This window comes from Bauldia litoralis, from assembly GCF_900104485.1.
Taxonomy (GTDB): Bacteria; Pseudomonadota; Alphaproteobacteria; order Rhizobiales; family Kaistiaceae; genus Bauldia; species Bauldia litoralis.
Genome location: NZ_FMXQ01000004.1, coordinates 395353 through 419976, shown reverse-complemented (window position 1 = coordinate 419976; position 24624 = coordinate 395353). Strand labels below are relative to the sequence as shown.

General features: G+C 65.4%; 19 protein-coding genes and 1 pseudogene. 8 read left to right on the top strand and 12 right to left on the bottom strand.

Annotation, left to right across the window (positions count from 1 at the left end):
* The first annotated feature begins 44 nt into the window (after positions 1 to 44).
* Positions 45 to 851: an adenosylcobinamide-GDP ribazoletransferase gene (locus BLT60_RS12235; protein WP_090876713.1), complete on the top strand. Its 807-nt coding sequence runs from the start codon at positions 45 to 47 to the stop codon at positions 849 to 851.
* 28 nt (positions 852 to 879) lie between these two features.
* Positions 880 to 1614, top strand: a complete 735-nt coding sequence (locus BLT60_RS12230; protein WP_090876712.1) for a retropepsin-like aspartic protease family protein — start codon at positions 880 to 882, stop codon at positions 1612 to 1614.
* A 3-nt stretch (positions 1615 to 1617) separates the two neighbouring features.
* Here the strand turns inward: BLT60_RS12230 and BLT60_RS12225 are convergent, their stop codons facing one another.
* On the bottom strand, positions 1618 to 2445 hold the full coding sequence (locus BLT60_RS12225) for a sulfite exporter TauE/SafE family protein (protein WP_090876711.1): 828 nt from the start codon (positions 2443 to 2445) through the stop codon (positions 1618 to 1620).
* A 28-nt stretch (positions 2446 to 2473) separates the two neighbouring features.
* Positions 2474 to 3520 (bottom strand): tRNA dihydrouridine(20/20a) synthase DusA, encoded by a 1047-nt coding sequence (dusA, locus tag BLT60_RS12220; RefSeq protein WP_090876710.1) that lies wholly within the window; start codon positions 3518 to 3520, stop codon positions 2474 to 2476.
* A gap of 186 nt (positions 3521 to 3706) precedes the next feature.
* Here dusA and BLT60_RS12215 point away from each other — a divergent pair, with 186 nt between their 5' ends.
* Entirely contained in the window at positions 3707 to 4489 is a 783-nt protein-coding gene (locus tag BLT60_RS12215) for a hydroxypyruvate isomerase family protein (protein ID WP_090876709.1), read from the top strand.
* A gap of 4 nt (positions 4490 to 4493) precedes the next feature.
* On the opposite strand, the gene BLT60_RS12210 is transcribed toward BLT60_RS12215, so the two are convergent.
* Positions 4494 to 6677, bottom strand: coding sequence for a putative bifunctional diguanylate cyclase/phosphodiesterase (locus tag BLT60_RS12210; protein WP_139167820.1), 2184 nt, complete (start codon positions 6675 to 6677; stop codon positions 4494 to 4496).
* Between the two features lie 162 nt (positions 6678 to 6839).
* On the bottom strand, positions 6840 to 9032 hold the full coding sequence (locus BLT60_RS12205; RefSeq protein ID WP_090876707.1) for a putative bifunctional diguanylate cyclase/phosphodiesterase: 2193 nt from the start codon (positions 9030 to 9032) through the stop codon (positions 6840 to 6842).
* Positions 9033 to 9608: 576 nt separating this feature from the next.
* On the opposite strand from BLT60_RS12205, the gene BLT60_RS12200 reads away from it, so the two are divergent.
* Positions 9609 to 10022 (top strand): SET domain-containing protein-lysine N-methyltransferase, encoded by a 414-nt coding sequence (locus BLT60_RS12200; protein ID WP_090876706.1) that lies wholly within the window; start codon positions 9609 to 9611, stop codon positions 10020 to 10022.
* Positions 10023 to 10154: 132 nt separating this feature from the next.
* Here the strand turns inward: BLT60_RS12200 and BLT60_RS12195 are convergent, their stop codons facing one another.
* Positions 10155 to 10547, bottom strand: coding sequence for an SET domain-containing protein (locus BLT60_RS12195; RefSeq protein ID WP_090876705.1), 393 nt, complete (start codon positions 10545 to 10547; stop codon positions 10155 to 10157).
* A 107-nt stretch (positions 10548 to 10654) separates the two neighbouring features.
* On the opposite strand from BLT60_RS12195, the pseudogene BLT60_RS25000 reads away from it, so the two are divergent.
* Positions 10655 to 11800: pseudogene (locus BLT60_RS25000) on the top strand (MFS transporter); the annotation flags it as partial.
* A gap of 174 nt (positions 11801 to 11974) precedes the next feature.
* On the opposite strand, the gene ade reads toward BLT60_RS25000, so the two are convergent.
* Both ade and BLT60_RS12180 read right to left on the bottom strand, forming a co-directional pair.
* The gene (gene ade, locus BLT60_RS12185; RefSeq protein WP_090876703.1) at positions 11975 to 13684 is read right to left on the bottom strand and encodes an adenine deaminase; all 1710 of its coding nucleotides are present in this window, start codon (positions 13682 to 13684) and stop codon (positions 11975 to 11977) included.
* Positions 13685 to 13801: 117 nt separating this feature from the next.
* Entirely contained in the window at positions 13802 to 16492 is a 2691-nt protein-coding gene (locus BLT60_RS12180; RefSeq protein WP_139167819.1) for a tetratricopeptide repeat protein, read from the bottom strand.
* A gap of 158 nt (positions 16493 to 16650) precedes the next feature.
* Between BLT60_RS12180 and BLT60_RS12175 the strand changes: the two genes are divergently transcribed.
* From BLT60_RS12175 to BLT60_RS12165, 3 genes are read left to right on the top strand one after another with little or no spacing between them, the layout of a single operon-like run.
* Positions 16651 to 17127, top strand: a complete 477-nt coding sequence (locus BLT60_RS12175) for a hypothetical protein (RefSeq protein ID WP_090876701.1) — start codon at positions 16651 to 16653, stop codon at positions 17125 to 17127.
* Positions 17124 to 17714, top strand: coding sequence for a hypothetical protein (locus BLT60_RS12170; protein ID WP_090876700.1), 591 nt, complete (start codon positions 17124 to 17126; stop codon positions 17712 to 17714). Before BLT60_RS12175 ends, BLT60_RS12170 begins: the two co-directional genes overlap by 4 nt.
* Before the next feature lie 43 nt (positions 17715 to 17757).
* On the top strand, positions 17758 to 18234 hold the full coding sequence (locus BLT60_RS12165) for a GFA family protein (protein ID WP_090876699.1): 477 nt from the start codon (positions 17758 to 17760) through the stop codon (positions 18232 to 18234).
* Here BLT60_RS12165 and BLT60_RS12160 read toward each other — a convergent pair.
* Genes BLT60_RS12160 through BLT60_RS12140 form a run of 5 tightly spaced genes read right to left on the bottom strand, consistent with a single transcriptional unit; the run spans position 18231 to position 24318 of the window.
* Complete coding sequence (locus BLT60_RS12160; RefSeq protein ID WP_090876698.1) at positions 18231 to 19400, bottom strand: Gfo/Idh/MocA family protein; 1170 nt, start codon at positions 19398 to 19400, stop codon at positions 18231 to 18233. The two genes, BLT60_RS12165 and BLT60_RS12160, sit on opposite strands and share 4 nt — an antisense overlap.
* Positions 19401 to 19414: 14 nt before the next feature.
* On the bottom strand, positions 19415 to 20467 hold the full coding sequence (locus tag BLT60_RS12155; protein WP_090876697.1) for a sugar phosphate isomerase/epimerase family protein: 1053 nt from the start codon (positions 20465 to 20467) through the stop codon (positions 19415 to 19417).
* Positions 20468 to 20503: 36 nt separating this feature from the next.
* Entirely contained in the window at positions 20504 to 21814 is a 1311-nt protein-coding gene (xylA, locus tag BLT60_RS12150; protein WP_090876696.1) for a xylose isomerase, read from the bottom strand.
* Positions 21811 to 23262, bottom strand: coding sequence for a xylulokinase (xylB, locus tag BLT60_RS12145; protein WP_090876695.1), 1452 nt, complete (start codon positions 23260 to 23262; stop codon positions 21811 to 21813). Before xylB ends, xylA begins: the two co-directional genes overlap by 4 nt.
* 30 nt (positions 23263 to 23292) lie before the next feature.
* On the bottom strand, positions 23293 to 24318 hold the full coding sequence (locus tag BLT60_RS12140; protein ID WP_090876694.1) for a LacI family DNA-binding transcriptional regulator: 1026 nt from the start codon (positions 24316 to 24318) through the stop codon (positions 23293 to 23295).
* Positions 24319 to 24624: the final 306 nt, after the last annotated feature.

The following is a 24624-nucleotide window of genomic DNA, read 5'->3' as shown; positions in this document are numbered from 1 at the left end:
CCGAGTCGGATCGATCACAACCCAACCGCGACGAGGCGCCGCCCATGACGGCCGACAACCGGCTCCGCGCCCAGGCAGCGAGCCTGGCCGACGACCTCGTCGCCTCGCTCGCCTTCCTCACCCGCTTTCCACTCGGATGGCTGGGGGCGGAACCCAGTGGCCGGCCGGATTTCCGCCGTTCCTCCCGCATGTTCCCGGTGGTCGGCGCTCTTGTCGGGCTGGTTGCCGGCATCGTGATTGTGGTGGGCGCCTCCCTCGGCGCGCCATCGCTGGTTGCCGTGGCGCTGGCGGTGGCGGCGACGATGCTTGCAACCGGCGGCCTTCACGAAGACGGCCTTTCCGACACCTTCGACGGCTTCGGCGGCGGCGCGACGCCCGAGCGCAAGCTCGAGATCATGCGCGACAGCCGGATCGGCAGCCACGGCGCCGCCGCGCTCGTCTTCTCGATCCTCATCCGGACCGCAGCGCTCGGCGCGCTGATGGCGGCTGGCCCGTGGCGGGCCGCCCTGGCGCTGGTCGCGGCGGAAGCGGTGTCGCGGGCAGCGATGATGCGGGTGTGGCACGATCTGCCGGCCGCCCGTACCGATGGCCTTGCCCACGATACCGGACCGCCGGACGCGAGCGCGATGCTGACGGCACAGGCTGTTGCCCTTGTCATAGCGCTGATCGCCGTGTGGCCGGCTCTCGGGTTGCTGCCGGCAATCGCCGGCATTCTCCTTTCGCTTGCGGGTACCTATATCCTCATTCTGTACGCGCGCAGCCAGATCGGCGGGCGGACCGGCGATACGCTTGGCGCCTGCCAGCAAATCGCCGTTGTTTTGTTTTTGGTTGGCGTCGCCAGCGCGATCTGAGACCAACCGTCGGAGGCAGGCGAGGCCTGTGAGTGAGGACCCGCAACGGCGCAATTCGCTGCTTCCCCGGCTCCTGCTGGGGCTGGCGGTGCTCGCCGTCGTGGTGGTCGTCGGGCTCTACGTCACCGACGCTGGCCTAACTGTCGACGACATCGACCTGCCGCGGCTCGTCGCCCTTCTCGCCATCCTGCTCTTCGTCGGCGCGGGCGTCTTCGCCCGGCCCTTCGGCGCCTGGCAGATCCTGCGCTCCATGGCGATCTGGGTGGCCATCATCCTCGTCGTCGCCGGCCTTTATGCCAGCCGCGACCAGCTTGCCGGCTTTGCCGGACGGCTGATCGGCGCCCTGGCCCCCGGCATGCCGATCACCGGCCGTCTGGCCGGCGCCGCGGATGCCGACAGCGTTGCCTTCATCCGGTCGTCCGGCGGGCATTTCGCCGTTCGGGCGGAGATCGACGACCAGCCGGTCAACATGCTCTTCGACACCGGGGCGAGTTTCGTCACGCTGACCCCCGGCGACGCCCAGTCGATCGGGATCGACCCGGTTTCGCTGTCCTATTCCATCCCGATCCGGACCGCCAACGGGATGATGAGCGCCGCAGCGGTCACGCTGAACCGGATGTCGGTCGGCCCGATCGAGCAGCGCGACGTCCCTGCGCTCGTCGCGCCACGGGGATCACTCGAACAGAGCCTGCTGGGGCTGTCCTTCCTCAACCTGCTCCACGGCTACTCGATCGTCGGCGACCGCCTTGTGCTGACGCCCTAAGTCCTAGAACAGCGACAGAGCGAAGCGCGCCGAAACGACGAGCAGGAAGACGCCGAAGCCGAGTTCGAGCTGGCGCCGGGTCAGGGCGTGGGCGATCCGCACGCCGAGAGGCGCGATCAGCACGCTCGCCGGAATGACGATCAGCACGCCGACGAGATTGACGAAGCCGACCGAGAATGGCGGCAGCAGCGGGTTGCCCCAGCCGGCCCAGATGTAGCCGAGCATGCCTGGAATGGAGATCAGGACCCCGACGCCGGCGGAGGTCGCCACCGCCTGGTGGATAGGTCGTCCGTAGAGGGTCATGTAGGTGTTGTTGATGATGCCGCCACCGATGCCCATCAGCGTCGAGAAGAAGCCGATCAGGCCGCCGATGATCGCGCGCGACGGATTGCCGGGTATGTCGGTGCCAAGCTGCCAACTCGGGCGATGCAGGATCAGCTTCAGCGCCACGGCCAGCGCGATGGCGGCAAAGATGCCCCGGAGCGCGGCACCCGAGATCGACGCGGCGACGATCGAGGCGACGATCACGCCGATCGGCACCGGCACCATGAGGCTTCGGAACAGCGCCATGTCGACCGCGCCTCGCCTCTTATGGGCGAAGAAGGATCGCAGCGACGTCGGAACGATGATGGCGAGCGATGTCCCGACCGCAATGTGCATGCGCACGGAATCGTCGACACCGAGAAAGAGCAGCGCCTGGTACATCACCGGGACGATGACGGCGCCGCCACCGATGCCGAAGATGCCGGCGAGCAGGCCGGAGAGGCAGCCCGCCAACAGGAGGGCGATGCCGAGCTCGATCAGCTCGGATGACGTGGCGGTGATTTCCATAGGCCCCGGTCGCAGGAAGAAGAGAATGTCAGGCCGGCTGGAGCGCCGGCGGGCTTGTTTCTGACGTTTGGGCTCCGATGTCCAGCATCTCCGCCTCGACAGCGGCCAGAGCCTTTTTCAGCACCGAACTGTCTGCGCCGGGGCGAGACGCCTCGACGGACAGGATCTGGCGCCAGCGGCGCGCGCCCGGACGGCCATGGAACATGCCCAGCATGTGCCGCGTCACCTGCGACAGTCGCGTGCCGCGCGCCAGCCGGGCTTCGATGTAAGGGATCATCGACAGCACGGCTTCTTTCGCGTCGGACTGTGCCCTGTCGCCAAAGAAACGGCCGTCGACCTCCGCCAGGATCTCAGGCGTGTGGTAGGCTGCCCGGCCGAGCATGACGCCATCGACATAGTCGAGATGGGCGGCAGCGGCATCGAGCGAGGCGATCCCGCCGTTGATGCCGACGAACACTCCTGGCAGCCGGCGCTTCAGCGCATGGACCCGGTCGTAGTCGAGCGGCGGCACCTCACGATTTTCCTTGGGGCTCAGGCCTGACAGCCAGGCCTTGCGGGCGTGGACCCACAGCCCGTCGCAACCGGCCGCGACGACCGCGTCGGCGAGGTTGTCCAGCGCCGGGCCGGTGTCCTGTTCATCGACGCCCAGCCGGCACTTGACCGTCACCGGCACGGCAACGGCCTCCTTCATCGCCGCAACGCCTTCCGCCACCAGATCCGGGGTCAGCATCAGGCAGGCGCCAAAGGTACCCGAGCGCACCCGGTCGGACGGACAGCCGACATTGAGGTTGATCTCGTCGTAGCCCATGTCCTCGGCGATCCGCGCGGCGGCGGCGAGCTTGGCCGGGTCCGATCCGCCAAGCTGGAGGACGACCGGGTGTTCCTCCGGTGCGAAGCCGAGCAGCCGCTCGCGATCGCCGTGCAGCACGGCATCGGCGACGACCATTTCGGTGAAGAGCGTCGCGTGGCGCGTCAGTCGACGGTGGAAGAACCGACAGTGACGGTCGGTCCAGTCCATCATCGGCGCGACGGCGATCTTCCTTGATCCCAATTGGTTAGCCCTGTTGTCGGTCATTTCGATCAATTGCCGGGAGAGCCGGCCGTGGCGGGGGCACCGCCCGAGGAGCGGCCGGGACCCGTCGCGGTGGTCATCGGGGTTCCGGCGAAGGGTTGTCAAGTCCCGGGCGGCGGGGCATGAACGACCCATTGGCGGTTCCTGCCGTCGACATTCGCCCGACGATCCTCCAGCCCCCGGTGTCCCATGCCCCGTTTCTCGGCCAATCTCGGTTTCCTGTGGCCCGATCTCCCGCTGATCGAGCGCGTCGGCGCCGCCGCCCGCGCCGGCTTCAAGGCCGCCGAGTTCCATTTCCCCTACGCCGTTCCGGCCCAGGAGCTTCGCGAGGCCTGCGCCCGTCACCAGGTCAAGATCCTGGGCATCAACACCGACATTGGCCCCGGCGCGACCGGCCACCGCGGGCTGGCGGCCGTCCCCGGCCGCGAGGCCGAGTTCACCGCCCTCGCCGACCAGGCGATCGGCTACTGCCATGCCATAGGCGGCACGGCCATCCACGTGATGGCGGGCCTTGTCCCGGAGGAAGAGCGCGCCACGGGTGCCGAGGTGCTGGTCGCCAACCTCAAGGCGACGACGGCCAAGGCGGCCGAGCACGGCCTCACCATCCTTCTGGAGCCGCTGAACCCGCGCGACATGCCGGGGTATTTCTATTCGCGGGTCGAGCAGGCGGCCGAGATCATCGACCGTGTCGACGCCCCGAACCTGAAGCTGATGTTCGACGCCTATCATGTCGGCGCCTGCCAGGGCGACATCCTCACCCGGATGCGTGAACAGTTCGATCGGATCGGGCATGTCCAGATCGCCGCGGTGCCGAGCCGCGCCGAGCCCGACGAGGGCGAGATCGCCTATGGCGCGGTTCTGCGGGCGCTGGACGGGCTTGGATACGATGGATGGGTGGGAGCCGAATACCTGCCCCGCGCCGGCACCGACGAGGGCCTTGTGTGGCTCCAGTCGCTCGGCATGTCGCTCTGAGCCGCTAGCCGGTCCCGGTCAACGCGCCGCCGCCTCCGCGGGCGAACAGGGCGTCCAGCTCGGCCGGGGAAGCCGTCTCGGCGAGGAACCAGCCCTGCAATTCGGCACAGCCAGCATCGCGCAGCAACCGCGCCTCGCTTTCGCTCTCGACGCCCTCGGCCGTGACCCGCAGGTCGAGCGCCCGCGCCAGGATGACCGAGGCACGAACGAGCTCGAGACTTTGGTCGTCTCGATCGATCCCCTCGACCATCGACCGATCGAGCTTGATCTTGTCGAGGGCGAAGCTGCGCAGGTATCCGATGCTGGAATAGCCGGTGCCGAAATCGTCCAGAGCGACCGAAATGCCCCGCGCGCGAACGGCGTCGATGGTGCGACGGATCTGGTCCGGCCGACCGAGTAACTCGCTTTCGATGATCTCGATTTCCAGACGCCGGGCCGGGAACCCGGTCTCCGCCAGGATCCCGGCGACCTGGGTATCGAAATTGGGGTTGCGGAACTGGACGGTCGAGATGTTGACGGCGAGCCGGAGGCCGTCCCAGCCGAGGGCGTCGGCGCAGGCCTTGCGCAGCGTCCAGCGACTGAGCGCGTCGATCAGACCGGCTTCCTCGGCGACCGGAATGACGATGTCCGGCGGCACAGGCCCGAACAGCGGCCGGTTCCAGCGCAACAAGGCCTCGACGCCGACGATTTCCCGGGTCATCGCATCGAAAATCGGCTGGTAGACCAATGCGAGCCCATCGTTGCGCAGCGCCTCACGGAGGTCGTTGGCAAGCTCGAGCCGCTCGTGCCTCACCGTGTCGATGAAGGGTTCATAGACGAAGAAGCGGTTCGGTCCCTGCTGCTTGGCCTGGTCCATCGCGACGTCGGCGCGGCGTAGCAACTCCTCGCCCGACGGGTCGATCGTATCGGCGACGGCGATGCCGATGCTGGCGTTGATCGAAATGGTCCGGCCGCCAATGGTGAATGGCTCGGCCAGCGCCTCGATGATCTTCCATCCGATGCTGCAGGCGACCTCGATCGCCATGCGATCTGCTACGACAATGACAAACTCGTCGCCGCCGACCCGGGCAAGAAGATTGTTGCCGGCACATTCCTCGAAGAGCGTTGCCAGCCTCCGCAACAACAGGTTGCCGGTCTCGTGACCATAGGTGTCGTCGACATCCTTGAAGCGGTCGAGATCGACGAAGACCGCGGCAACCTTCTCACCGCCTTCGCGCTTTGTGATCGCGTCGTCGATAGTGGTCAGCGCCACCGAGCGGTTGGGCAGCCCGGTCAGTTCATCGTGGGTTGCGTAGTGCCGCGCCTCCTCGTTCTTGCGCTCTATCTCGCGGACGCTTCGCCGCGCGACGAAGAGAAGAAAGATCATCACCAGGCAGATCAACGCCAGCATGACGAAGACCGTGGGACTGATTTCCGCCCTCGCCTCATTACCGAGTTCGCGCGACACCCATTCCAGCCGCGCAACGGGATTCCCGAAGGGATCGGTAACGGCAATCGACCTCGGATTCGCCGACGCAGGATCAGTCAGCGCGAACCCGTCGATCTGAAAATCGGTTCCGAGATCCGCGACGGCCGCCTGGTCGAGGATCTGGCTGACGACCAGGAACCGCGAGGCTTTCGGGCGTGGCTCGTAGTCTTCAGAGAACGGAACGATCGGTCCGACAGCGACTTTGGCCAGCCCCCATTGGGTCTGAAGTATTCCCGTATGGACGGCATAGGCCACGCCATCGCGCGGCAGCCCTTCCATCAACTCGGCCAGCTGGGGGCCGTAGAGGTCAGCAGTGCTTTCACTCAGCCGATCGCCAAAATGGTAGCCGACGACATCCCGGCCGTATTCGTCGATGATGAAAAAGGAATCGAAAAAGACGGCGTCAATGGACGCCGTTACGAAGCCGTCATACAGGAAATCCTGGTTGACCTCCCCGTAGAGGTTCCGGACCGAGTCATCCCACAGTGCGTAGTCCCGATGACTCTGTCCGATGCGGCGCAGCGTCACCTGGACGGCCGCTTCGGCCGAACGCGCTGTCAGTTTGTCCTCGATGCGATTGACCTCGCCCGCCATCTCGCTGAGCGACACGATGACAATCGCCAGCGCGCCGACGAGCACGACGGCGACGGGCAACACGAAGCGTCCCGCAAGGCGGGACATGATCTGGTCGAGTTTCGGCATCTGCCGTGTGTTTGCCAATCTGCGCGGTCTCCCCGCCAGATTCGTCACGTTTCGTTTAATAAAAAGTGAAGAAAATCAGCGCTGTAACGCTGTAATTCCGGAGCGCATGCTTTCCGGGGAGCGCTTCCCCTCGCAAATCCGGTGACTTTCGCGGCGGGCCGACGCCCGCGGCCCGCTGCCTCAGCCAGCCGCGAGGCGCCGATCGTCGCGGCCTGCCTCGAGCAGAATGCGTCGTTCCTCGCCGACCGTCTTCAACAGGTCGGTGATCTGCTCCGCCGGGATCGGACGACTGATCAGGTATCCCTGCACATACTCGCACTGGACGAGCCTGAGCAGCTTCAACTGGTCCTCGTTCTCGATGCCTTCGGCGATGACCGACAGGTTCATGGCGTCGCCGAGCGACACCAGCGACTGGATCAAGGCATTGGCGGTCGCGTTCAGCCCGATGTCGCGGACGAAGGAGCGATCCACCTTCAGCACGTCGAAGGGAAACTGGCGCAGATAACCGATCGAAGAGAAGCCCGTTCCGAAATCGTCAAGCGACAGCGTGAAGCCCATTTCCTTGAGCTTGGCCAGCTTCCGCTTCGCGATGGTCGGGTTGTTGACGAGGATGCCTTCGGTCAGCTCCAGCTCGAAGCTGCTCGGATCGAGGCCATAGCTCCTGACAACCTCAAGCAGGCCGGTGGCGAAATCGGGATCGCGAAGCTGCACTGGCGAAAGATTGATCGCCATCTTGAGTCCCGGCCACTTCGACACATCCTGGCAGGCGCGATCGACCACGAAACGGCCAAGGTCGTGGATGAGGCCGGTCTCTTCGGCGACAGGTACGAAAGTCGCGGGCGAAACGGTGCCGAGTTCCTTCGAAGTCCAGCGGACCAGGGCTTCCATGCCGACGATCGTCAGATCGCTTGCGCGGACCACCGGCTGGTAGAAGACCTGGAGTTCGCCCAGTTCGATGGCGCGACGAAGAGACGTCTCAATCTGCTTCTTTTCGAGCGCGCCCGTCTCCATCGTCGAATTGTAGAGGACGGCTTCCCGCTCGGCGCCGTTCTTCGCCTGATACATGGCAATATCGGCACGACGAACGATCTCGCTGGGCGTGAGCCCAGTGCCGCCGGCGATCGCGTAGCCAACGGCGACGGTGACGTGGAATTCGAAGCCGTGGATGGTGAAGGGCTGGTCGAGACAGCCGACGACAGTCGCGGCGGCATTGGCGGCCTTCTCACGGACTGAATCGCCGGTGATCACGACCGCAAATTCGTCGCCGCCGATCCGCGCGAAACGGCCTTCAGGAGGAAGGACCGAGGTGACGCGGTTGGCCAGAACCCTGACAAGCTCGTCGCCGCCGTGATGGCCGATCGAGTCGTTGACCGCCTTGAAGCCGTTGATGTCCATATAGATAATGGCCAACTTGCCATTCGCGCAGGCCTGCTCGTATTCCTCGGATTCAATCAGTTCGGTGAATCCAGCGCGGTTCATCAGTGACGTCATGCTGTCAGTGCGGGCAGCGATAACCGCTTCCTTCTCGCTGTCGCTCAGCGCGATCGCGATGCGCCGCGCCCGGAATGCCGTCGTGAAGGCGACCACGCAGAACAGCGCGAGGGCCACCGAGACAGGCAGGAGGACATTGCGCAAGACCGCGTAGCCAGGAGTCGGCGGCGTCCAGACAAAGTGGGCGATGGTGTTGCCAAAGAGATCGACGACGGGCGGCGACACGTTCTCGGAGCCGCTGGCCGGCGAGGTCTCCTCGAGGTGCAGATCCTCGATCAGGAAGGACCGGCCGAGATCGATCAGGCGCTCCTCGGACAGAACGATGCCAACAACGAAATAGGGGCGCGTTTCGGCGTCGACCTCACTGGCGCGGGACAGCGGCGTCAGCCGGGAGACGGCGATCAGCATGACGTCGGAGCCAGCCTTCACGAACGAGCTGCGCGCGGCGAGGCTCTCGACCGGCATGTCCTTCGCGAGTTCGCGGATCCCAGCGACGACCTCCGGCGAAATGACGTCGCTCGCGGCCAGATCGTCGCTCAGCAACCAGCCGTAGTCGACACCGGCATCCGAGGCGACGATCGCCATGAGGTCGGCGATCTCGGTCTCTTCGACACTGGCGCCGATATTGGCTTCCATCCACTCGGCATCACCGTCGACATAGGCGTCATAGGCGTCGTCCCACCAGCCGTAGTCGTTGGCCAGGGATTCGGCGCGCCGGGTCATCGCCTGGACGCCGCCGATCACCATGGTCTCGGTGGAATGCGCCGCTTGCTCATTCTGGCGCGCGGCCATCCAGAAGATGGCGACAACCACGGTAACCACCGTGATCACGATCCCTGCAATCAGATTGAGGGTAATGCGACCGGTGATTGCTTTGTTCATTTCTTCACGCGCCCTGGCATCCTCGGATAAGGCGGACACAATGCACGCAAACAATTTCCATATGTTTAAACCTGAACTCAGGAATGAATTACTGCCTTCACCGGCAAACAAAGCGCCGTTCCTCGCACGGGACTGACCTGGGAAAACCCGATCAGCGACGCCTATTCAGTCGGTATACAGCCCATACCGTCCGGTCTTGTGGTGCTTGCGCCACCGAAGACTGGTCCAATCGCCCGTCACCACCCCAGGATGCAGTGAGAAAAGCAGCAATCAGCGATGATGGCCAGCTTTGTTCCAATATGGTTAATGCTTTGTAAACAAAAGCATACTGGCCTCCCGCCCGGGCAAGGCAATGCCGCGGTCCCGACTCATTAGGTTGACAATTGGTTAACCGCAGCGCTTACATTTCTACGCAATGTGTTCAGGTTTCGTTAACCTGTTCAAGGGCGGCGGGTGCGGCACAGGAGGCGTGCCGACACTGAACTATCCGTCATGACCCTCTGCCGGGGTGGATGCGGGACGCTTGGCGTCGCGCAACTGGTGATGCGCGTGTAGTGGCATGAGGTAAAGAAAGTCATGAGTTACACTAACAGTCAGCTGGTTGAAGTCCGTGATTTCAGCGCCGAACACAAGGGTGTCTTTGCCAAGGCCAGGATCGGCAAGGACGAGTTGATCGGCTTTTTCGACGGGAAGGCCGTCATGGTCGACCTGGACAGCAAGGACGAGCTCGATGTCTTCTGGTGGCGACAGTCGGTTCATCTGAAGCGCGAGGGCTCGAAGCTCCTCTGCCTTCTGCCGCAATGGGAGCCCGACGGAGTCGATTTTCTCAATCACAGCTGCCGGCCGACCGCGCGCGTCGAAGACAAGCTCTATGTCTACGCCAATCGCGACATCGAGGCCGGCGAGGAGATCACGGTCGACTACCGGTCGTTCAACCTGGTCCCGGAGGGGATCACGTGCTGGTGCCCTGAAGGACGTTGTCTGATCTGAGACGGTTCGCGGGCGTTTCTCCCGCCCGTGCGTTCGGGAGAGCGACCCCGGCTCGGTATTGGAGCCAGGACGGACAAGGATTCCATGCCTGACCGCGCTTCGCCCCTCGCTGTTGTTCCGACCGAAGCGCGGCTAGCCCAGACCGAGTTTCCGGTCGGCGTCGGCATCTTCCTCGACGGCGTAGGTCATTTCTTCGCCGGCCGCGATGTCACGCAGGGCGAAGGTCGAGATGTAGCCGAGCAGGACATGATCCCCGGAGCCGCAATTGGGGTCCTCGGAAAAGTTGAAATGCCGGGCGTTGTCGCAACACAGCACGATGCCGTCGATGCCGGGTTCGATATAACCGTAGAAGAGGATCGGATCGCGCTGGACGGCGGGAAGGCTGGCCAGGGCAGCGTCCGGGAAGACCTGGTCGAAGTCCGGCGTGAACTGCCAGACCCGCGTCCCCTTCGGGATGAAGTCCGAGGCAAAGATGCCGATCCCGTGGATCGCGCTCTTGTCGAGGTAGGTCGGCACCAGCATCATATCGGCGAATCCCCCGGATTTTTCGGACGTCCGTCTCTTACAGACTCGTTGACCGACGATCCAGCACCGGGCGGCTTGGCCGTCCTGGTTCCGGGGAGCGTCTGTCCATGAGCGTCGCTCCGCGCCCGAACCGCGTTTCGCCGGATCCGCGACCGACCGCGCCGGCCGACGATCGCCGTCGGGTGGCCAACCAGGACAACGCGGCGGGCGCCCTGCGCCCTCAGGCGGGCTTCAAAGTCTCCTGGCCGGTCGCCGGCGTCCTGCTGCTCATGGCGGTCGAGTCCATCATCTCCGCCTTCACCTACCCCTACTTTTCGCTCGCCCTCGAAAATGTCGGTCTGTCCAACTGGCTCATCGGCCTCAACGCGTCGCTGGCGGGCGCCGGCATCCTCTTCGTCGGACCGTTCCTGCCGCGCCTGATCGTGATCCTTGGCCTGCCGCGATTTGCGGCAGCAATGTACGCCCTGCCCTTCCTGTGCTTCGCGGCAATCATCGCCTTCGATCATATCGCCGTCTGGTTCGCGTCCCGGTTCGTCATGGGCGCCTGTTTCGCAGCACTCTGGGCCACCACGGAAATCTGGCTCAACGGCGTTGTCGACGACCGCCAGCGCGGCCGCGTCATGTCCTTCGCCATGGTGCTCTATACGAGTTCCCAGTTCCTCGGCCCGCTGATGATCAGCGCCACCGGGGTCGAGGGGATCCTGCCCTTTGTCGCCGTCATGCTGCCGCTGGCGGCTGGGTTTTTCATCGCCTTCACAATTCGCGACCAGGGCGCGGCTGAACCGGAGGCCGCTGCCGGAGCGGCCGATGCGGGATTCGGTTTCCGTGAAGCCTTCTCGCTTGCCCGATCGCTGATCGTCGCATCGTTCCTGGTCGGCGTCGCCTCGACCGCGATCTACAGCCTCTATCCGCTGTTCGGGGTCTTCCATGGCCTCAGCGACGAAGGCGCTTCGACCCTCGTCGCCGTCTTCGGCCTCGGCGAAGCCACCCTTGTCGGCGTCTTCGGGCTCCTGGCCGATCGCTATGGCCGCTGGTGGTTGCTTCGCCTTTGCGCCCTTCCAACGCTTCTCATCGCAATCGCAATGCCGCTCGCCGGCAGTTCGATCGCCGCTCAAGGCGTTGTCCTGTTCCTCGCCGGCGGGACGCTAGGCGGCATCTATACGCTGGGACTGATCCTTATCGGGCAGGACTTCCGTGGCCACAGGCTCGCCGTGGTGACGACCGGCTTCGCCATGGCCTATTCGGCCGGCGCCATGGTCGGAGCGACGCCGATAGGCTACCTGATCGACCTCTTCGACCCGAGCGCACTGCCCATGGCCGTTGCGATCAGCCTCGTGGTGCTGGCCTATTTCGTCTATCGCGGCGAGGCGTCGCAAGGCCTGGACGCGGCGCAAGTCGGCTCCGGCATCCAGGACAACCGGAGCGTATCAACTGTCGGCGACGAGGGAGAAACTGTCGACGTCGAACAGCCCGAAGTCGGTGATCTTCAGATGGGGGATGACCGGGAGCGCAAGGAAAGCGACCTGGAGGAATGGTTCCTCAAGCGTGCAGCCGAGGCTTCGCGCGGCGGCACGCAGCGGCACGAGGCCGGCGCGGACCGACTCGAACGACCCGAGGCTCATCAGCCCGGCAAGCGGAAGGGCAAATTCCGCAAGCACTTCGCCGCCTGAGGCGACAACGAACCCGCCGTCCATCTCGATCAACCGATTGACCGCGACCGCCATGTCGCCGTCGTCAACGCCGATGACGCAGATGTTGTGGGCGTCGTGGGCGACCGAGGAGGCGATGGCGCCGCGCTGAAGGCCGAAACCGTTGACGAAGGCGCGGCCAATATTGCGGTTGATCCCGTGCCGCGCAACGACAGCGACCTTGGCGATGTCGGCGGCCGTGTCCGCGACCCGGACGTTGCCCCGCGACGGCACCGCCATCGGTCGGTTCTGGGTGATGATCAAACCCGCCTCGACGCCGATGACCGGCAGCTCCGCCGCGCCGCCGGCAATCTCGAAATCGGCGGCCGTCACCCGCTCCGCCTTCATGCTGTCGAGACCGACCGGTTCGACCGTCGGCCGTGTCTCGAAAATCGCGGGCTCGACGACCCGACCGGCGGAGATCACGGTGCGAACCGAGCAGGCGGCGAGATCGTCGACCAATACGATATCGGCGCGCCGACCCGGGGCGATGATGCCGCGATCGCGGAGCCCGAAGGCCCGGGCGGCCGACCAGCTTGCCGCGCGGTAGACATGATGGAGTGGCCGGCCAAGCGCGATCAGCGTCCGGATCATGTAGTCGAGATGGCCCTGCTCGGCGATGTCGAGCGGATTGCGATCGTCGGTACAGAGGCACATGAAGCTGGAGGTGTTCTCGTCAAGGACCTCGGCCAGCGCATGCATGTCCTTTGACACCGAACCCTCGCGAATAAGGACGATCATCCCCTTTCGCAGCTTCTCGCGGGCCTCGTCGGCGGTCGTGGTTTCGTGGTCGGTCGCGATCCGTGCCGCGAGGTAGCCGTTGAGGTCATGGCCACGCAGCAGCGGCGCATGGCCATCGATATGCCCGTCCTGGAAGGGCAGCAGCTTGTCGAGAACATCCTCGTCGGCGGACAGCACACCGGGAAAGTTCATGAACTCGGCCAGGCCGATGACCTTCGGATGATCGCGGAACGGCAGAAGGTCCGCGGCCAGCAGGCAGGCCCCCGATGTCTCCTGCGACGACGACGGCACGCAGGAGGAGAGCTGGACGCGAAGGTCCATGATCGTCGCCTCGGCGGATGCAAGGAAATAGCGGATGCCTTCGACGCCGAGAACGTTGGCGATCTCGTGCGGGTCGCAGATCGCGGTCGTGACGCCGTGCGGCAGGACGCAGCGATCGAACTCGGCCGGCGTGACCAGCGAGGATTCGACGTGGAGATGGGTATCGATGAAGCCCGGCACGGCGAAGAGCCCAGCGCCGTCGATCTCGCGCCGGCCCGAATAGGTCTCGTATGTGCCGACGATCCTGTCGCCGCAGATCGCGATGTCGGTGGTGGTGACGCCCCCTGAAACAACATCCAGCAAACCGACATTCTTGATGACCAGGTCGGCGGGCTCGGCGGCGCGGCCCTGGGCAATCGCCCGTTTCAGGAGTGCATTGTCGATCATCGCCAACCCCGTTCGGTTTCAGGCGTCAAGGCGGCAGGCGCGCCGGACGAGGCCATTCATCGTCCATCGCGATCAACAAAACGTTGCCGGCGACAAGCCACGGCCCAACAGAGGCCGTCACTTGGCCGCCGCGTCAAGCCGAGCGAGCTCCGCCGCCGCCGCTTCGCGGGCCCTGGCATCGACGCCGGAGGCTCCGGCGGACCGGGCGAAGGCGATCAGCGCCTGCATGACTACCTCGCCGCAGCCGTCATCGCCGTCAACCGACGCGCCGGCCGCCTGCATCGCCGGTTGAATGGCGTCGCAGGCGCCGGGTGCGAAGATGAACTGCTGGGTGATCGAGCCGAGGGTGAGCGGATCCTGCAGCCGCTGGTCGTCGCGTACCGCATCGACCACGCCCGCCCCGAACGCATCGAGCGTGCCGGCTTCATGCATCGCGGTGAGATCGAAGACGAACTCGAACTCGGCCTTCTCGACGCCTTCCGGTCGCGTGACCAGAATGTCGAGACCGTAGCGCGTGATCTCCGCCGCGGTGACGATGTCGCGGATGAAACTCGCCTGATGGTAGTTCCTGACCAGGGCCCAGCGCGCGGGGATGTCTCCGTACGCGGCAAGGGCATTCAATCCGGTAATCACGTCGTTGCGTTCGGCTTCGGTGAGGTCCTTGCGCATCGCCGCCATGAAAACCCGGTCGCGAACCCGGTCTACCAACGCCACGGGGAGCGTCGTGGCGGTTTCCGCCGATGTGGGGCCTTCAGCCGCCACCACATCCTCGTCCGGCAATGGCCCGCTTGCGTCGACCCACTTCGCCAACGCCGCGCGCACCTCGGGACCGAATACGCCTTCTGGCGACCCCGCGAAAAACCCGTCACGCTTCAGCTGGGCTTCGATTGCCACCCGGATCTCGTCCGGCAACACACGGATCAACGGTACAAGCCTCGCATCTTCGAGACCGGCGGGCGCAAGACGAAACGCATCCATCACCGCGTCGGCGAGGGCCGCGGTGCCGGCATCGCGGGCGCGACCGCCGCTGAACATGCCAAGCAGTTCCATCGGCGTGCCGAACCCGAGGCTGCTGCCGCCGTTGTTGTAAAGGGCGAGCCGTTCGGTGACGCCTTCCCGCAGGGTCATCAGCTTGTCGAAGGAGTCGAAGGTGAAGGCGCGCGCAAGTTTCTCCCGCGCGTCGAACGAGCCGAGCCGCGCCGCCTCACGCCACCACCGGAGGCGTTCGCGCGGATTCTTCGCCGTTCCAAGGCCGTCGTCATAGGCTGCGCCGAGCAGCACCATCGCTTCGACATCGCCACGATCGGCGGCGGCGAGGAGTGACTGCGTCGCAGCGGCGTCGTCCTGGGGATAGACAACGCCGACGCGCTGGAACCGTCCCTTGACCCGGAAGGCGCTCGCCACGTCGGCGGCAATGCCGTCCTCGATCAGCGCGCGAGCCGCGTCGTCGCTCATGGCGTCGCCGCGCGGGCGCGGGTTGAAGCTCGACGCGCCGAGATCGCCATACTGGGTCTCGACGAGAAGCAGTTGCGCCTCCCGGTCGCCAGCAGCGGCGAGCGGGGCGAGGACCGCGCGCGCGCCGGAATCGTCGTTGCCGAAATCGGGGTGGTTCGAGAATCTGAGTCGCGCCAGCGCCATTGCCGCGCCGGGTTCGCCGACCTCGGCGGCCTTCTCGAGGCGATTCTCATAAACGTGCGCGGGTCCGATCCGTTCGCTGTAGTCGACGAGAAGCGGGGCGGCGGCAATGATCGAATCGAGATCGCGCGCCACTGCGAGAACGCGGGCCGCGTCGCGCGGGCGGGGGCCGGTGAAGCGGTTGTCGAGGTAGAGACGGGCCAATAGCGCATTCGACCCGCGATCCCTGCGGCCGAGATCGCCGATCAGGAGCGCAATGGCGCGATTGCCGTCGACGGTGCCGCCCTCTCCCTCGGCCAGCATGCCGGCAAGGACCGACACGGCCGACGCCCTGCCGGCCGCGACGGCGCGCTCGGCAAGGTCGCGGGCACGCGCCGCGTCCTGCGGTGTGCCGCGGCCGAAGCGGAGCGCGGTGAGATAGGGCACCAGAAGGGCCTGATCGCCGGCCTCGTAGAGGACGCTGACGATCGCGAAGCCGCGGGCGCGCTCCGCGTCGTCGAAGCCGTCGGCGGTGACCAGGATTGCGCCGAGGGTCTTCCGTCCCCAGTCCCGGGCCCACGCTTCGCTAGCGCCCGCCAGCCGGGGTCCTTGCTGCGGGAGATTCATCATGCTTTCGGCGTAGGCGGCCGCCCGCTTCGGGTCACGGACGACATTGGGGCCGGTCCGGTATTCGCTCAAAGCCGCACGGAGGGCGCTCTGGTGGCCGGCATCCGCCGCAGCAGTCAGGGCAGTGACGGCCTCCTCCCGGTCAACGCCGGCGTCTGCCGGACCTATCCGGTACAGCAGATACAGCAGGAATTTCGCCTCGGCGCTTCCTGATGCCGCCAGGTCGCGGATCTCGGGAACATGGCCGTCGAGGCCATCGGGACTGAGGGCAAACGCCGATCGCAGATATTGGAGGGTGAGCCGCGTTTCGCCTAGTGCGCCGATCATCGCCTCGCGACAGGTGGCGACAAGGTCTTGCAGACGCTCGGGATTTAAGGGGTCGACAAGTTCCTGGAATTGGACCGGCGCGGCAGTCGCCGTCGGGTCGAGCGGCACGGCGGCGCCCTTGTCGCAGACCTCGATCGCAACCTTGATCCGCGCTTCCTTCTCCGCGTCGGTCTCGGCGACGGCAGGCACGGACAAGGCGACCAGTGCGGCCAATGCCAGAATCGGGAAAGGTCGGGCCATTTCACAATCTCCGACAACCAGATCGAAGCACCCAGCCTATAGGCCTGCCCGCGCTCCGGCTGTGAGGATCCTCACACGGCCGACGGCTCGCTTTCGCCCGATCGCAACTCGTCCTAATCTCCCATCCTTGATCGTTTGGCCCGCCAGGACATCCCGCCATGATCGCAACACCCGCCCGGACTTTCTCCGTCGGCGCCCTCTTCCTGATCGCCCTGTCGGCCTGCTCGCCGGAGGAATCCGGCGACTACATCAAGGTCGGCGGGGGCGGCTTCGTCTTCAACTACCGGATTGCCGAGGCGTCGGCCGGCGTCATCGCCGAGCCTCAACGGACGCTGCCGGCAGGCGGAACGCTGGAGGCGCGGTTCGACAATCCGGCCGGCGGGCCGCCGATCGTTATCGCCAAGGAGGTGACCGCCAACCGCAAGCGCTACTCCTTCACCACCCCGCCGCTGACCGGGGTGAAGGGCGGCAAGGCCTATCGCGTCGCGGTCCGTGTGATCGACGACGCGGGAACGGAACTCCAGTCCGTCGACTACGAGCTTCGCTCCGAGTTCGATCAGTCGATCCTGCCCGAAAAGGCCCTGACGGTCGGGCCGGGCTATGACATCAACCCGGACAATCCCGAGCAGGAATGAGCGACATCGATCCGACCTCCTATACCTTCAACGAGAACGCCCTGGTCAAGCGGCGGACCTATCGGCTGACGGAAGACGCGCTGACCTGGCAGGCGGAGGGCGAACGGCTCGACGGCGTCTTCTACGACGAGATCGCCGAAGTGCAGATGGCCTATATCCCCTCGCGCTTCGCGACCAACCGCTACCGCACCCGGATCATCCTGCGTCGTGGCGGCATGGTGAACCTGCTCAACACCGACTTCATCGGCTTCGGCAGCTTCACCGAGAAGAACGCCGAATACCGCGCCTTCATCCTCGAACTGCACCGACGGCTGGCCGAACATGGCAAGGACATCGTCTACCGCAAGGGAAGCAGCGGTGGAGGCTATGTCGCCAACATGGGGTTGACGATCTTCATCTTCGTCATGATCGGCATTGCCGTCGTCATGCTGCTCAACTTCGGGCTGGTCTGGATCGCCGTGGTGAAGCTTGTGATTATCCTGTTCTTCATCCCGACGCTGATCCGCTTCATGCGGCGGTCGAGACCGGAGTCCTACGATCCGTTGTCGCCATCAAAGGACGCGATGCCTGAGGTGTTGACCGCCTAGGCGACTGGTCCCGCCCCGTCGCCGGGAAAAAGGGAGGGTTTGAATGACAGAGGAACTCGAGGGCGGCTGCACCTGTGGCGCGCTTCGCTACCGCCTCGCCGGCGCACCGATGTTCGTCCATTGCTGCCACTGCCGAAAGTGCCAGTGCCAGACGGGCAGTGCCTTCGTCCTCAACGCCTTGATCGAGACCGACCGCATCGCCCTGCTCTCCGGCGAAGTGACTGCGACAACGGTGCCGACCGGCAGCGGCCGCTCGCAAGAGATCTATCGATGCGTCTCGTGCAAGACGGCGGTATGGAGCGACTACGGACCCCGACCGAACTTGCGCTTCGTCCGGGTCGGGACGCTCGACGATCCGGCGGCGCTCCAGCCCGACGTGCATATCTTCATACGGTCGAAGCTGCCCTGGGTGATGCTTCCAGAAGGCGTGCCGCGCTTTGAAGCCTATTACGACACCAGGGCGCTCTGGCCCGCCGAAAGCTATGAACGGCGGGCCATTGCGCTTGGTAACGAGACCTAGAGCTTCACCCAGACGGCGCCCTTCTGCGACGACTTCACCGCCGCCTCGATGAACTGCATGCCGCTCAGGCCATCCTCGACCGACGGGAAGATCACCGACGGATCGGGCTTCTTGCCGTCGCGATGGGCCCGGATCGCCCGCGCCGCCTCGGTATAGATGTTGGCGAAGCCTTCGAGGTAACCCTCGGGATGGCCGGCCGGGACCCGGGTGACGCGCCCGGCCTCGGGACCAGCGCCGGCGCCGGCGCGGGTGATCAGTTGCAGCGGCTTGCCGAACTCGGAGAACCACAGGTGGTTCGGCTCTTCCTGCCGCCAGACGAGACCGCCCTTGGAACCGTAGACACGGAGCATCGCACCATTCTCGTGGCCGACCGCCACCTGGCTCGCCCACAGCATCCCCTTGGCGCCGCCTTTCCAGCGCAGGAGGATGTTGTCGTTGTCGTCGAGCTTGCGGCCCTTGACGAAGGCCGTGAGGTCCGCGCAAAGCGAATCCAGCTTCAGCCCGGTGACGAAGCAGGCAAGGTTGTAGGCGTGGGTGCCAATGTCGCCGATCGAGCCCCCGGCGCCGGACTGCTTGGGATCGGTGCGCCACTTGGCCTGCTTGTTGGCGGTGGCTTCCGCCTTCTCGGTCAGCCAGTCCTGGGCATACTCAGCCTGGACGACGCGAACCTCGCCGAGCTTGCCGGCCGCGACCATGGCGCGCGCCTGCCGCACCATCGGGTAGCCGGTGTAGTTGTGGGTGACGGCGAAGACGAGCCCGGTCTTCTTGACCAGCGCGACGAGTTCCTTCGCCTCCTTGACCGTCGTCGTCAGCGGCTTGTCGCAGATGACGTTGATCCCCGCCTTGAGGAAGGCCTTGGCGGGCGGAGCATGCATGTGGTTCGGCGTGACGATCGCCACCGCCTCGATACCGTCCGGGCGCTGGGATTCGGCCTTGGCCATCTCCTCGTAGGAGCCGTAGGAGCGGTCGGGCGCGAGGCCCAGTTCCTTAGCCGAGGCGCGGGCCCGCTTGGGGTTCGAGGACAGGGCGCCGGCAACCAGCTCATACTGATCGTCCATGCGGGCGGCGAGACGGTGCACGGCGCCGATGAAGGCCCCCTGCCCGCCGCCGACCATCCCGAGGCGGATGCGCCCGCCCTCGACCTTGTCGCTGCGTCCTTCAACCATACTTCGTGTCCCCCTTAGATGCCGAGCATCTTCCTGTTGGCTTTCCGATCCGTGCCGGCATCGGCGAAATCGTCGAACGCCCGCTCGGTCACCTTGATGATATGCGCCTTGATGAAGTCGGCGCCCTCGCGCGCGCCTTCTTCAGGGTGCTTCAGCGCGCATTCCCATTCGAGCACCGCCCAACTGTCATAGTCGTATTGAGCGAGCTTGGAAAAGATGCTGCTGAAATCGACCTGGCCGTCACCGAGCGAGCGGAAGCGGCCAGCCCGGTTGACCCACGACTGGAAGCCACCATAGACGCCCTGCTTGCCGGTCGGGTTGAACTCGGCATCCTTGACGTGAAAGGCGACGATCCGCTCATGGTAGATGTCGATGAAGTCGAGATAGTCGAGGCACTGAAGGACGAAATGCGACGGGTCGTAGTTGATCCCGCAGCGCGGGTGATTGTCGACCCGCTCCAGCAGCATCTCGAAGGTTTCGCCGTCGAAGACGTCCTCGCCGGGATGCAGTTCGAAGCCGACATTGACCCCCTGCTCCTCGCAGGCGTCGAAGATCGGCCGCCAGCGCTTGGCCAGTTCGTCGAACCCTTCCTCGATCAGTCCCGGCGGCCGCTGCGGCCACGGGTAGATGAAGGGCCAGGCAAAGGCGCCAGTGAAGCTGACCTGGGTGTCGAGGCCGAGGTTGCGCGAGGCCTTGGCGGCGAGCTTCACCTGGTTGATCGCCCACTTCGTCCGCGCCTTCGGATCGCCACGCACCTCCGGCGCGGCGAAGGCGTCGAAGGCGACGTCGTAGAGCGGATTGACGGCGACCAGTTGTCCCTGAAGGTGCGTCGACAGTTCGGTGATCTCGAGGCCGTGTTCCTCGACGATGCCCTTGACGTCAGCGCAGTAGGTCTTGCTCGACGCCGCCTTCTTGAGGTCGAACAGCCGCCCGTCCCAACTCGGGATCTGGATCCCCTTGTAGCCGAGCGAGCCGGCCCAGCCGGCCATCTCGTCGAGAGAATTGAACGGCGCCTCGTCACCAGCGAACTGGGCGAGGAAAATCGCCGGGCCTTTCATCGTCTTCATTGGTTTCTCCCCTCGTGGGCGCGGCTATCGCGCGCCTCAGATGTAGTCGTTGAGCAGCCGCTCGAGATGCTCCTGCTTGCCGCTCTTCGGCTGCGGGTCGAGGCCCTTCTTCAGGACGGACTTCGACAGATCGTCCAGCGACCGTTTGCCGGCAAGGATCGCCTTGCCTTCCCTGGTGTCCCATCCGGCGTAACGCTCGGCGACGAAGTCGGCAAGCACGCCGTCGTTGATCATCTTCTCGGCGATCAGCAGGCCGCGGGCGCAGGCATCCATCGACCCGACATGGGCTTCGAGCAGGTCGTCCGGATCAATCGACTGGCGACGAAGCTTGGCGTCGAAGTTGAAGCCACCGGTGCCGAGGCCACCCTCCTTGAAGATGTAGTAGCAGGCCAGCGCCATCTCCGGGATGTTCATGGCGAACTGGTCGGTGTCCCAGCCGAGCTGATAATCGCCGCGGTTGATGTCGATCGAGCCGAGGATGCCCACCGCGCTGGCCAGCGCCAGCTCGTGCTCGAAGGTGTGGCCGGCGAGGATCGCGTGGTTCTGCTCGATGTTGATCTTCACCTGGTCCTGGAGATCGAAGGCCTGGAGCATGCCGTAGATCGAGGCGACGTCGAAATCGTACTGGTGCTTGGTCGGCTCCTTCGGCTTCGGCTCGATCAGGATGGTGCCCTTGAAACCGATCTTGTGCTTGTGCTCGACGACCATCGTCAGAAAGCGGCCAAGCTGGTCGAGCTCGCGCTTGATGTCGGTGTTGAGCAGCGTCTCGTAGCCTTCGCGGCCGCCCCACAGGACGTAGTTCTCGCCTTTCAGGTCATGGGTCAGTTCCAGCACGTTCTTCACCTGCGCGGCGGCATAGGCGAAGACGTCCGGATCGGGATTGGTGGCGCCACCGCCCATGTAGCGGCGGTTGGAGAACAGGTTGGCCGTGCCCCAGAGGAGCCGAACCTTCGCCTTCTCCATCTTCCTGGCGAAGACCTCGCCGATCTCGCGAACGTTCTTGTTGGACTCGGCCAGTGTCTCGCCTTCCGGGGCGATGTCGCGGTCGTGGAAGGTGAAGAAGGGCACGTCGAGGAGCTCGAACATCTCGAAGGCGGCGTCCGCCTTGAGATGGGCATTCTCCATCGTCTCGGCGGTCTGCCAGGGACGCAGGAAGGTCTCGCCGCCGAAGGGATCGGTACCCGGCCAGCAGAAGGAGTGCCAGTAGCAGGCAGCAAAGCGGAGTTGGTCCTCCATCCGCTTGCCGAGCACCTTGCGGTCGGCGTCATAGTGGCGGAAGGCCAGTCCCTTGGACTTTCCCTTCTTGAACTTGATCGGCTGCTTCTGGTTGAAATACGGCGCGTTCATCGGGGCATCGCCTCCTTGATGGCTGGGTAAAGGTCACAATAGGTGGCATGGGCTGCGGCATAGGACTCCGACAGCCCGGCAATCGGGTCGATCGTCTCGCGAATGGCCGGCGGGGCGCAGACCGCGAACGGGTCGGCGTCTTCCGCCGCGATCAGGCCAAGCCGCGCGGCGCCGAAGGCGGCGCCGAAATCGCCGTCCTCGGGAACCGCGATCGGCATGCCGAGGATGGTGGCGATCGTCGACAGCCAGTAGCGCGAGCGGCTGCCGCCGCCGACGGCGAGCAGCCTGCGCGGCTCGGCAAGCGGCATGGTCAGCACGTCGAGGCAGTCCTTGAAGGCGAAGGCGACGCCTTCCAGCACCGCCTGGGTCATCGCCCGCCGGTCGTCGGCCTGGTCAAGCCCGACAAAGGCGCCGCGGATGGCGACGTCGTTATGCGGCGTCCGCTCGCCGGAGAGATACGGCAGGAAGAGGATCGACGACGGGCCTTCGGGCTTGTCGCCAAGCGCATCGACGAGGTCGCCGGGCGAGGCCTCGAGGATGTGGCCGAGCCAGTCGAGGCAGCCGGCCGAGGAGAGAGACACGCCCATCTGGTGCCAGGTGCCGGGAACCGCGTGGCAGAAGGCATGAACGGCGCCGGCCGGATTGCCGCGATAGCGGTCGGCGGTGACGAAGATCACGCCCGAGGTGCCGATGGAGATGAAGCCGGTGCCCGGCGCCACGGCGCCGACGCCACAGCCCGAGGCCGCGTTGTCGCCACCACCGCCGGCGACGACGACCTTGCCGGTCATCCCCCAGCGGCTGGCGAGTTCGGCGTTGAGGGTGCCGGTCGCCGCACTCCCCTCGAACAATTCCGGCATCTGCGAACGGTCCATGCCGGTCAGCGCCAGCATCTCGTCCGACCACGCCCGCTTGGCGGTCTCGAGCCACAGCGTGCCGGCGGAATCGGACATGTCGCTGGCCTTGTCGCCAGTCAGCCTGAGGCGAACATAGTCCTTCGGCAGCAGGACGGTCCGGACCCTGGCGAAGATCTCCGGCTCGTGATTCTTGACCCACATCAGCTTCGGCGCGGTAAACCCGGGCATCGCGATGTTGCCGGTGACGCGCTCGCTGACCGTGCTGATCTCCGCGGCCTCCGCGGCCGATCGCCCGTCGTTCCACAGGATGCAGGGACGCAGGACCTTGTCGGCCTCGTCGAGCAGCGTCGCCCCGTGCATCTGGCCGGACAGGCCAATGCCCCTGACGGCGGCCATCTCCGCGCGGTGGTCGGCGGCGAGCCCATCGAGGACGGCGCCGCAGGCAGTCCACCAGCTTTCCGGGTCCTGCTCGGACCAGCCGGAATGCGGACGCGAAACGTCGAGCGACATCGAGCGGCTGCCGACGATGCGCTGCCCGTCATCGATCAGGACCGCCTTCAGCGAAGACGTTCCAATGTCGATCCCGAGATACATGTTTTCGTTCTCCTCCCTCGCCCCGTTTTGCTACGGGACGTTATCGCGGACAAAAATATCTATGCGAATCCTCTCCTGGCCGGCGTCGATCGGGATACCCTCCCGTTCGGCGATCAGCAGCCGGGTGGCGCTCCGTCCCTCATGGCCGGCATCCTGATTGATGATCGCGTCGATCGTACCCCGGATCAGGTGCCGACGCGAAAACGGCGTCAATTCGTGCGCGACGAACACCACGTCGCGACTCCGCCCGCTGGCCTCCAGCGCCGCGACGACGCCGCCGTTGCCGGCGCCGACATTGTAGATGCCGACGAGGTCGTCGTGCTCGCCGAGCAGCGCCGCTGCCAGCGCCTCGACCCGTTCGTCATCATCCCGCCCCTCGCGGATCGGCAGGAGGCGAAGGCCGGGAAAGTCGCGCGCGATGACCTGCTCGAAGCCGATCTGGCGCTCGATATGGTCGCGAAGCGCCATCGAGCCGGCAATCAGCCCGACCTTGCCGCCGCGGCCGCCGAGGAAGCGGCCAAGCAGGCTGGCGGCGGTTCGTCCCGCCGCCGTGTTGTCGATACCGACATAATGCGCCCGCTTCGAACGCGGCGCATCGGAAACCAGCGTGACGACGGTGACGCCGGACTGGGTCAGGTCGTCGATCGCCTCACAGACCGAGGGATGGTCGAGCGCGACAACCGCAACGCCATCGGCCTCGCCCCGCAGATTGTCGAGGGCCGCGGCCAGTACCTCGCCGTCGAAGACGTCAACATGAGTGATGCCGATCCGCACCCGCTCGTCGACGACATGATCGGCAGTGACCCGAACCCTTTCCTCCAGGGCGCGCATGAAGGCATTGCTACCGCTCGGCAGGATGAATTCGAAGCGATGGTCGCGCCCCCGCGCCAGCCGCGCGGCCAGCCGGTCCGGGCGATACTTCAGCCGTTCGATCGCCTGCTGGACGCGCTCGGCGGTATCGGCGTGAACGCCGGCGCGCCGGTTCAACACGCGATCGACCGTAGCAAGGCTCACGCCCGCGGTCTTCGCCACGTCCTGCAGGGTCGTGCGCGCCAATGAAATGCCTCCCTCATATCCTGATATCTCCGTGAAGCCGGGAAAGCAATTTCGGCGTGTGAGGCGATTGCGGCGACAGTCGTCTCGGGTGAGAGTCTTCCCCGCGCGGCGACGCGGCGCGCGGCGAGAAAATCGTTTATATCCAGAAACATACGTCGACGGTCGCGACCTGCTTTCGCCGCCGGTCGGTCACCGTAGTCGCTTGCAGGCTTGATCCTGCCCGACCGACGCATATGTCGAGGGGCGTACGTCAACCGCGCTCGGTTTCCGGCCACCGGAGGTCTGGCGGCGCGAGACCGTGGCATC

Bases quoted from the DNA above. Each gene is read 5' to 3' on its own strand.
- BLT60_RS12235 (WP_090876713.1), top strand. From the start codon at position 45: ATGACGGCCGACAACCGGCTCCGCGCCCAGGCAGCGAGCCTGGCCGAC.
- BLT60_RS12225 (WP_090876711.1), bottom strand. From the start codon at position 2,445: ATGGAAATCACCGCCACGTCATCCGAGCTGATCGAGCTCGGCATCGCC.
- dusA (WP_090876710.1), bottom strand. From the start codon at position 3,520: ATGACCGACAACAGGGCTAACCAATTGGGATCAAGGAAGATCGCCGTC.
- BLT60_RS12215 (WP_090876709.1), top strand. From the start codon at position 3,707: ATGCCCCGTTTCTCGGCCAATCTCGGTTTCCTGTGGCCCGATCTCCCG.
- BLT60_RS12205 (WP_090876707.1), bottom strand. From the start codon at position 9,032: ATGAACAAAGCAATCACCGGTCGCATTACCCTCAATCTGATTGCAGGG.
- BLT60_RS12200 (WP_090876706.1), top strand. From the start codon at position 9,609: ATGAGTTACACTAACAGTCAGCTGGTTGAAGTCCGTGATTTCAGCGCC.
- BLT60_RS12195 (WP_090876705.1), bottom strand. From the start codon at position 10,547: ATGATGCTGGTGCCGACCTACCTCGACAAGAGCGCGATCCACGGGATC.
- ade (WP_090876703.1), bottom strand. From the start codon at position 13,684: ATGATCGACAATGCACTCCTGAAACGGGCGATTGCCCAGGGCCGCGCC.
- BLT60_RS12180 (WP_139167819.1), bottom strand. From the start codon at position 16,492: ATGGCCCGACCTTTCCCGATTCTGGCATTGGCCGCACTGGTCGCCTTG.
- BLT60_RS12175 (WP_090876701.1), top strand. From the start codon at position 16,651: ATGATCGCAACACCCGCCCGGACTTTCTCCGTCGGCGCCCTCTTCCTG.
- BLT60_RS12170 (WP_090876700.1), top strand. From the start codon at position 17,124: ATGAGCGACATCGATCCGACCTCCTATACCTTCAACGAGAACGCCCTG.
- BLT60_RS12165 (WP_090876699.1), top strand. From the start codon at position 17,758: ATGACAGAGGAACTCGAGGGCGGCTGCACCTGTGGCGCGCTTCGCTAC.
- BLT60_RS12160 (WP_090876698.1), bottom strand. From the start codon at position 19,400: ATGGTTGAAGGACGCAGCGACAAGGTCGAGGGCGGGCGCATCCGCCTC.
- BLT60_RS12155 (WP_090876697.1), bottom strand. From the start codon at position 20,467: ATGAAGACGATGAAAGGCCCGGCGATTTTCCTCGCCCAGTTCGCTGGT.
- xylA (WP_090876696.1), bottom strand. From the start codon at position 21,814: ATGAACGCGCCGTATTTCAACCAGAAGCAGCCGATCAAGTTCAAGAAG.
- xylB (WP_090876695.1), bottom strand. From the start codon at position 23,262: ATGTATCTCGGGATCGACATTGGAACGTCTTCGCTGAAGGCGGTCCTG.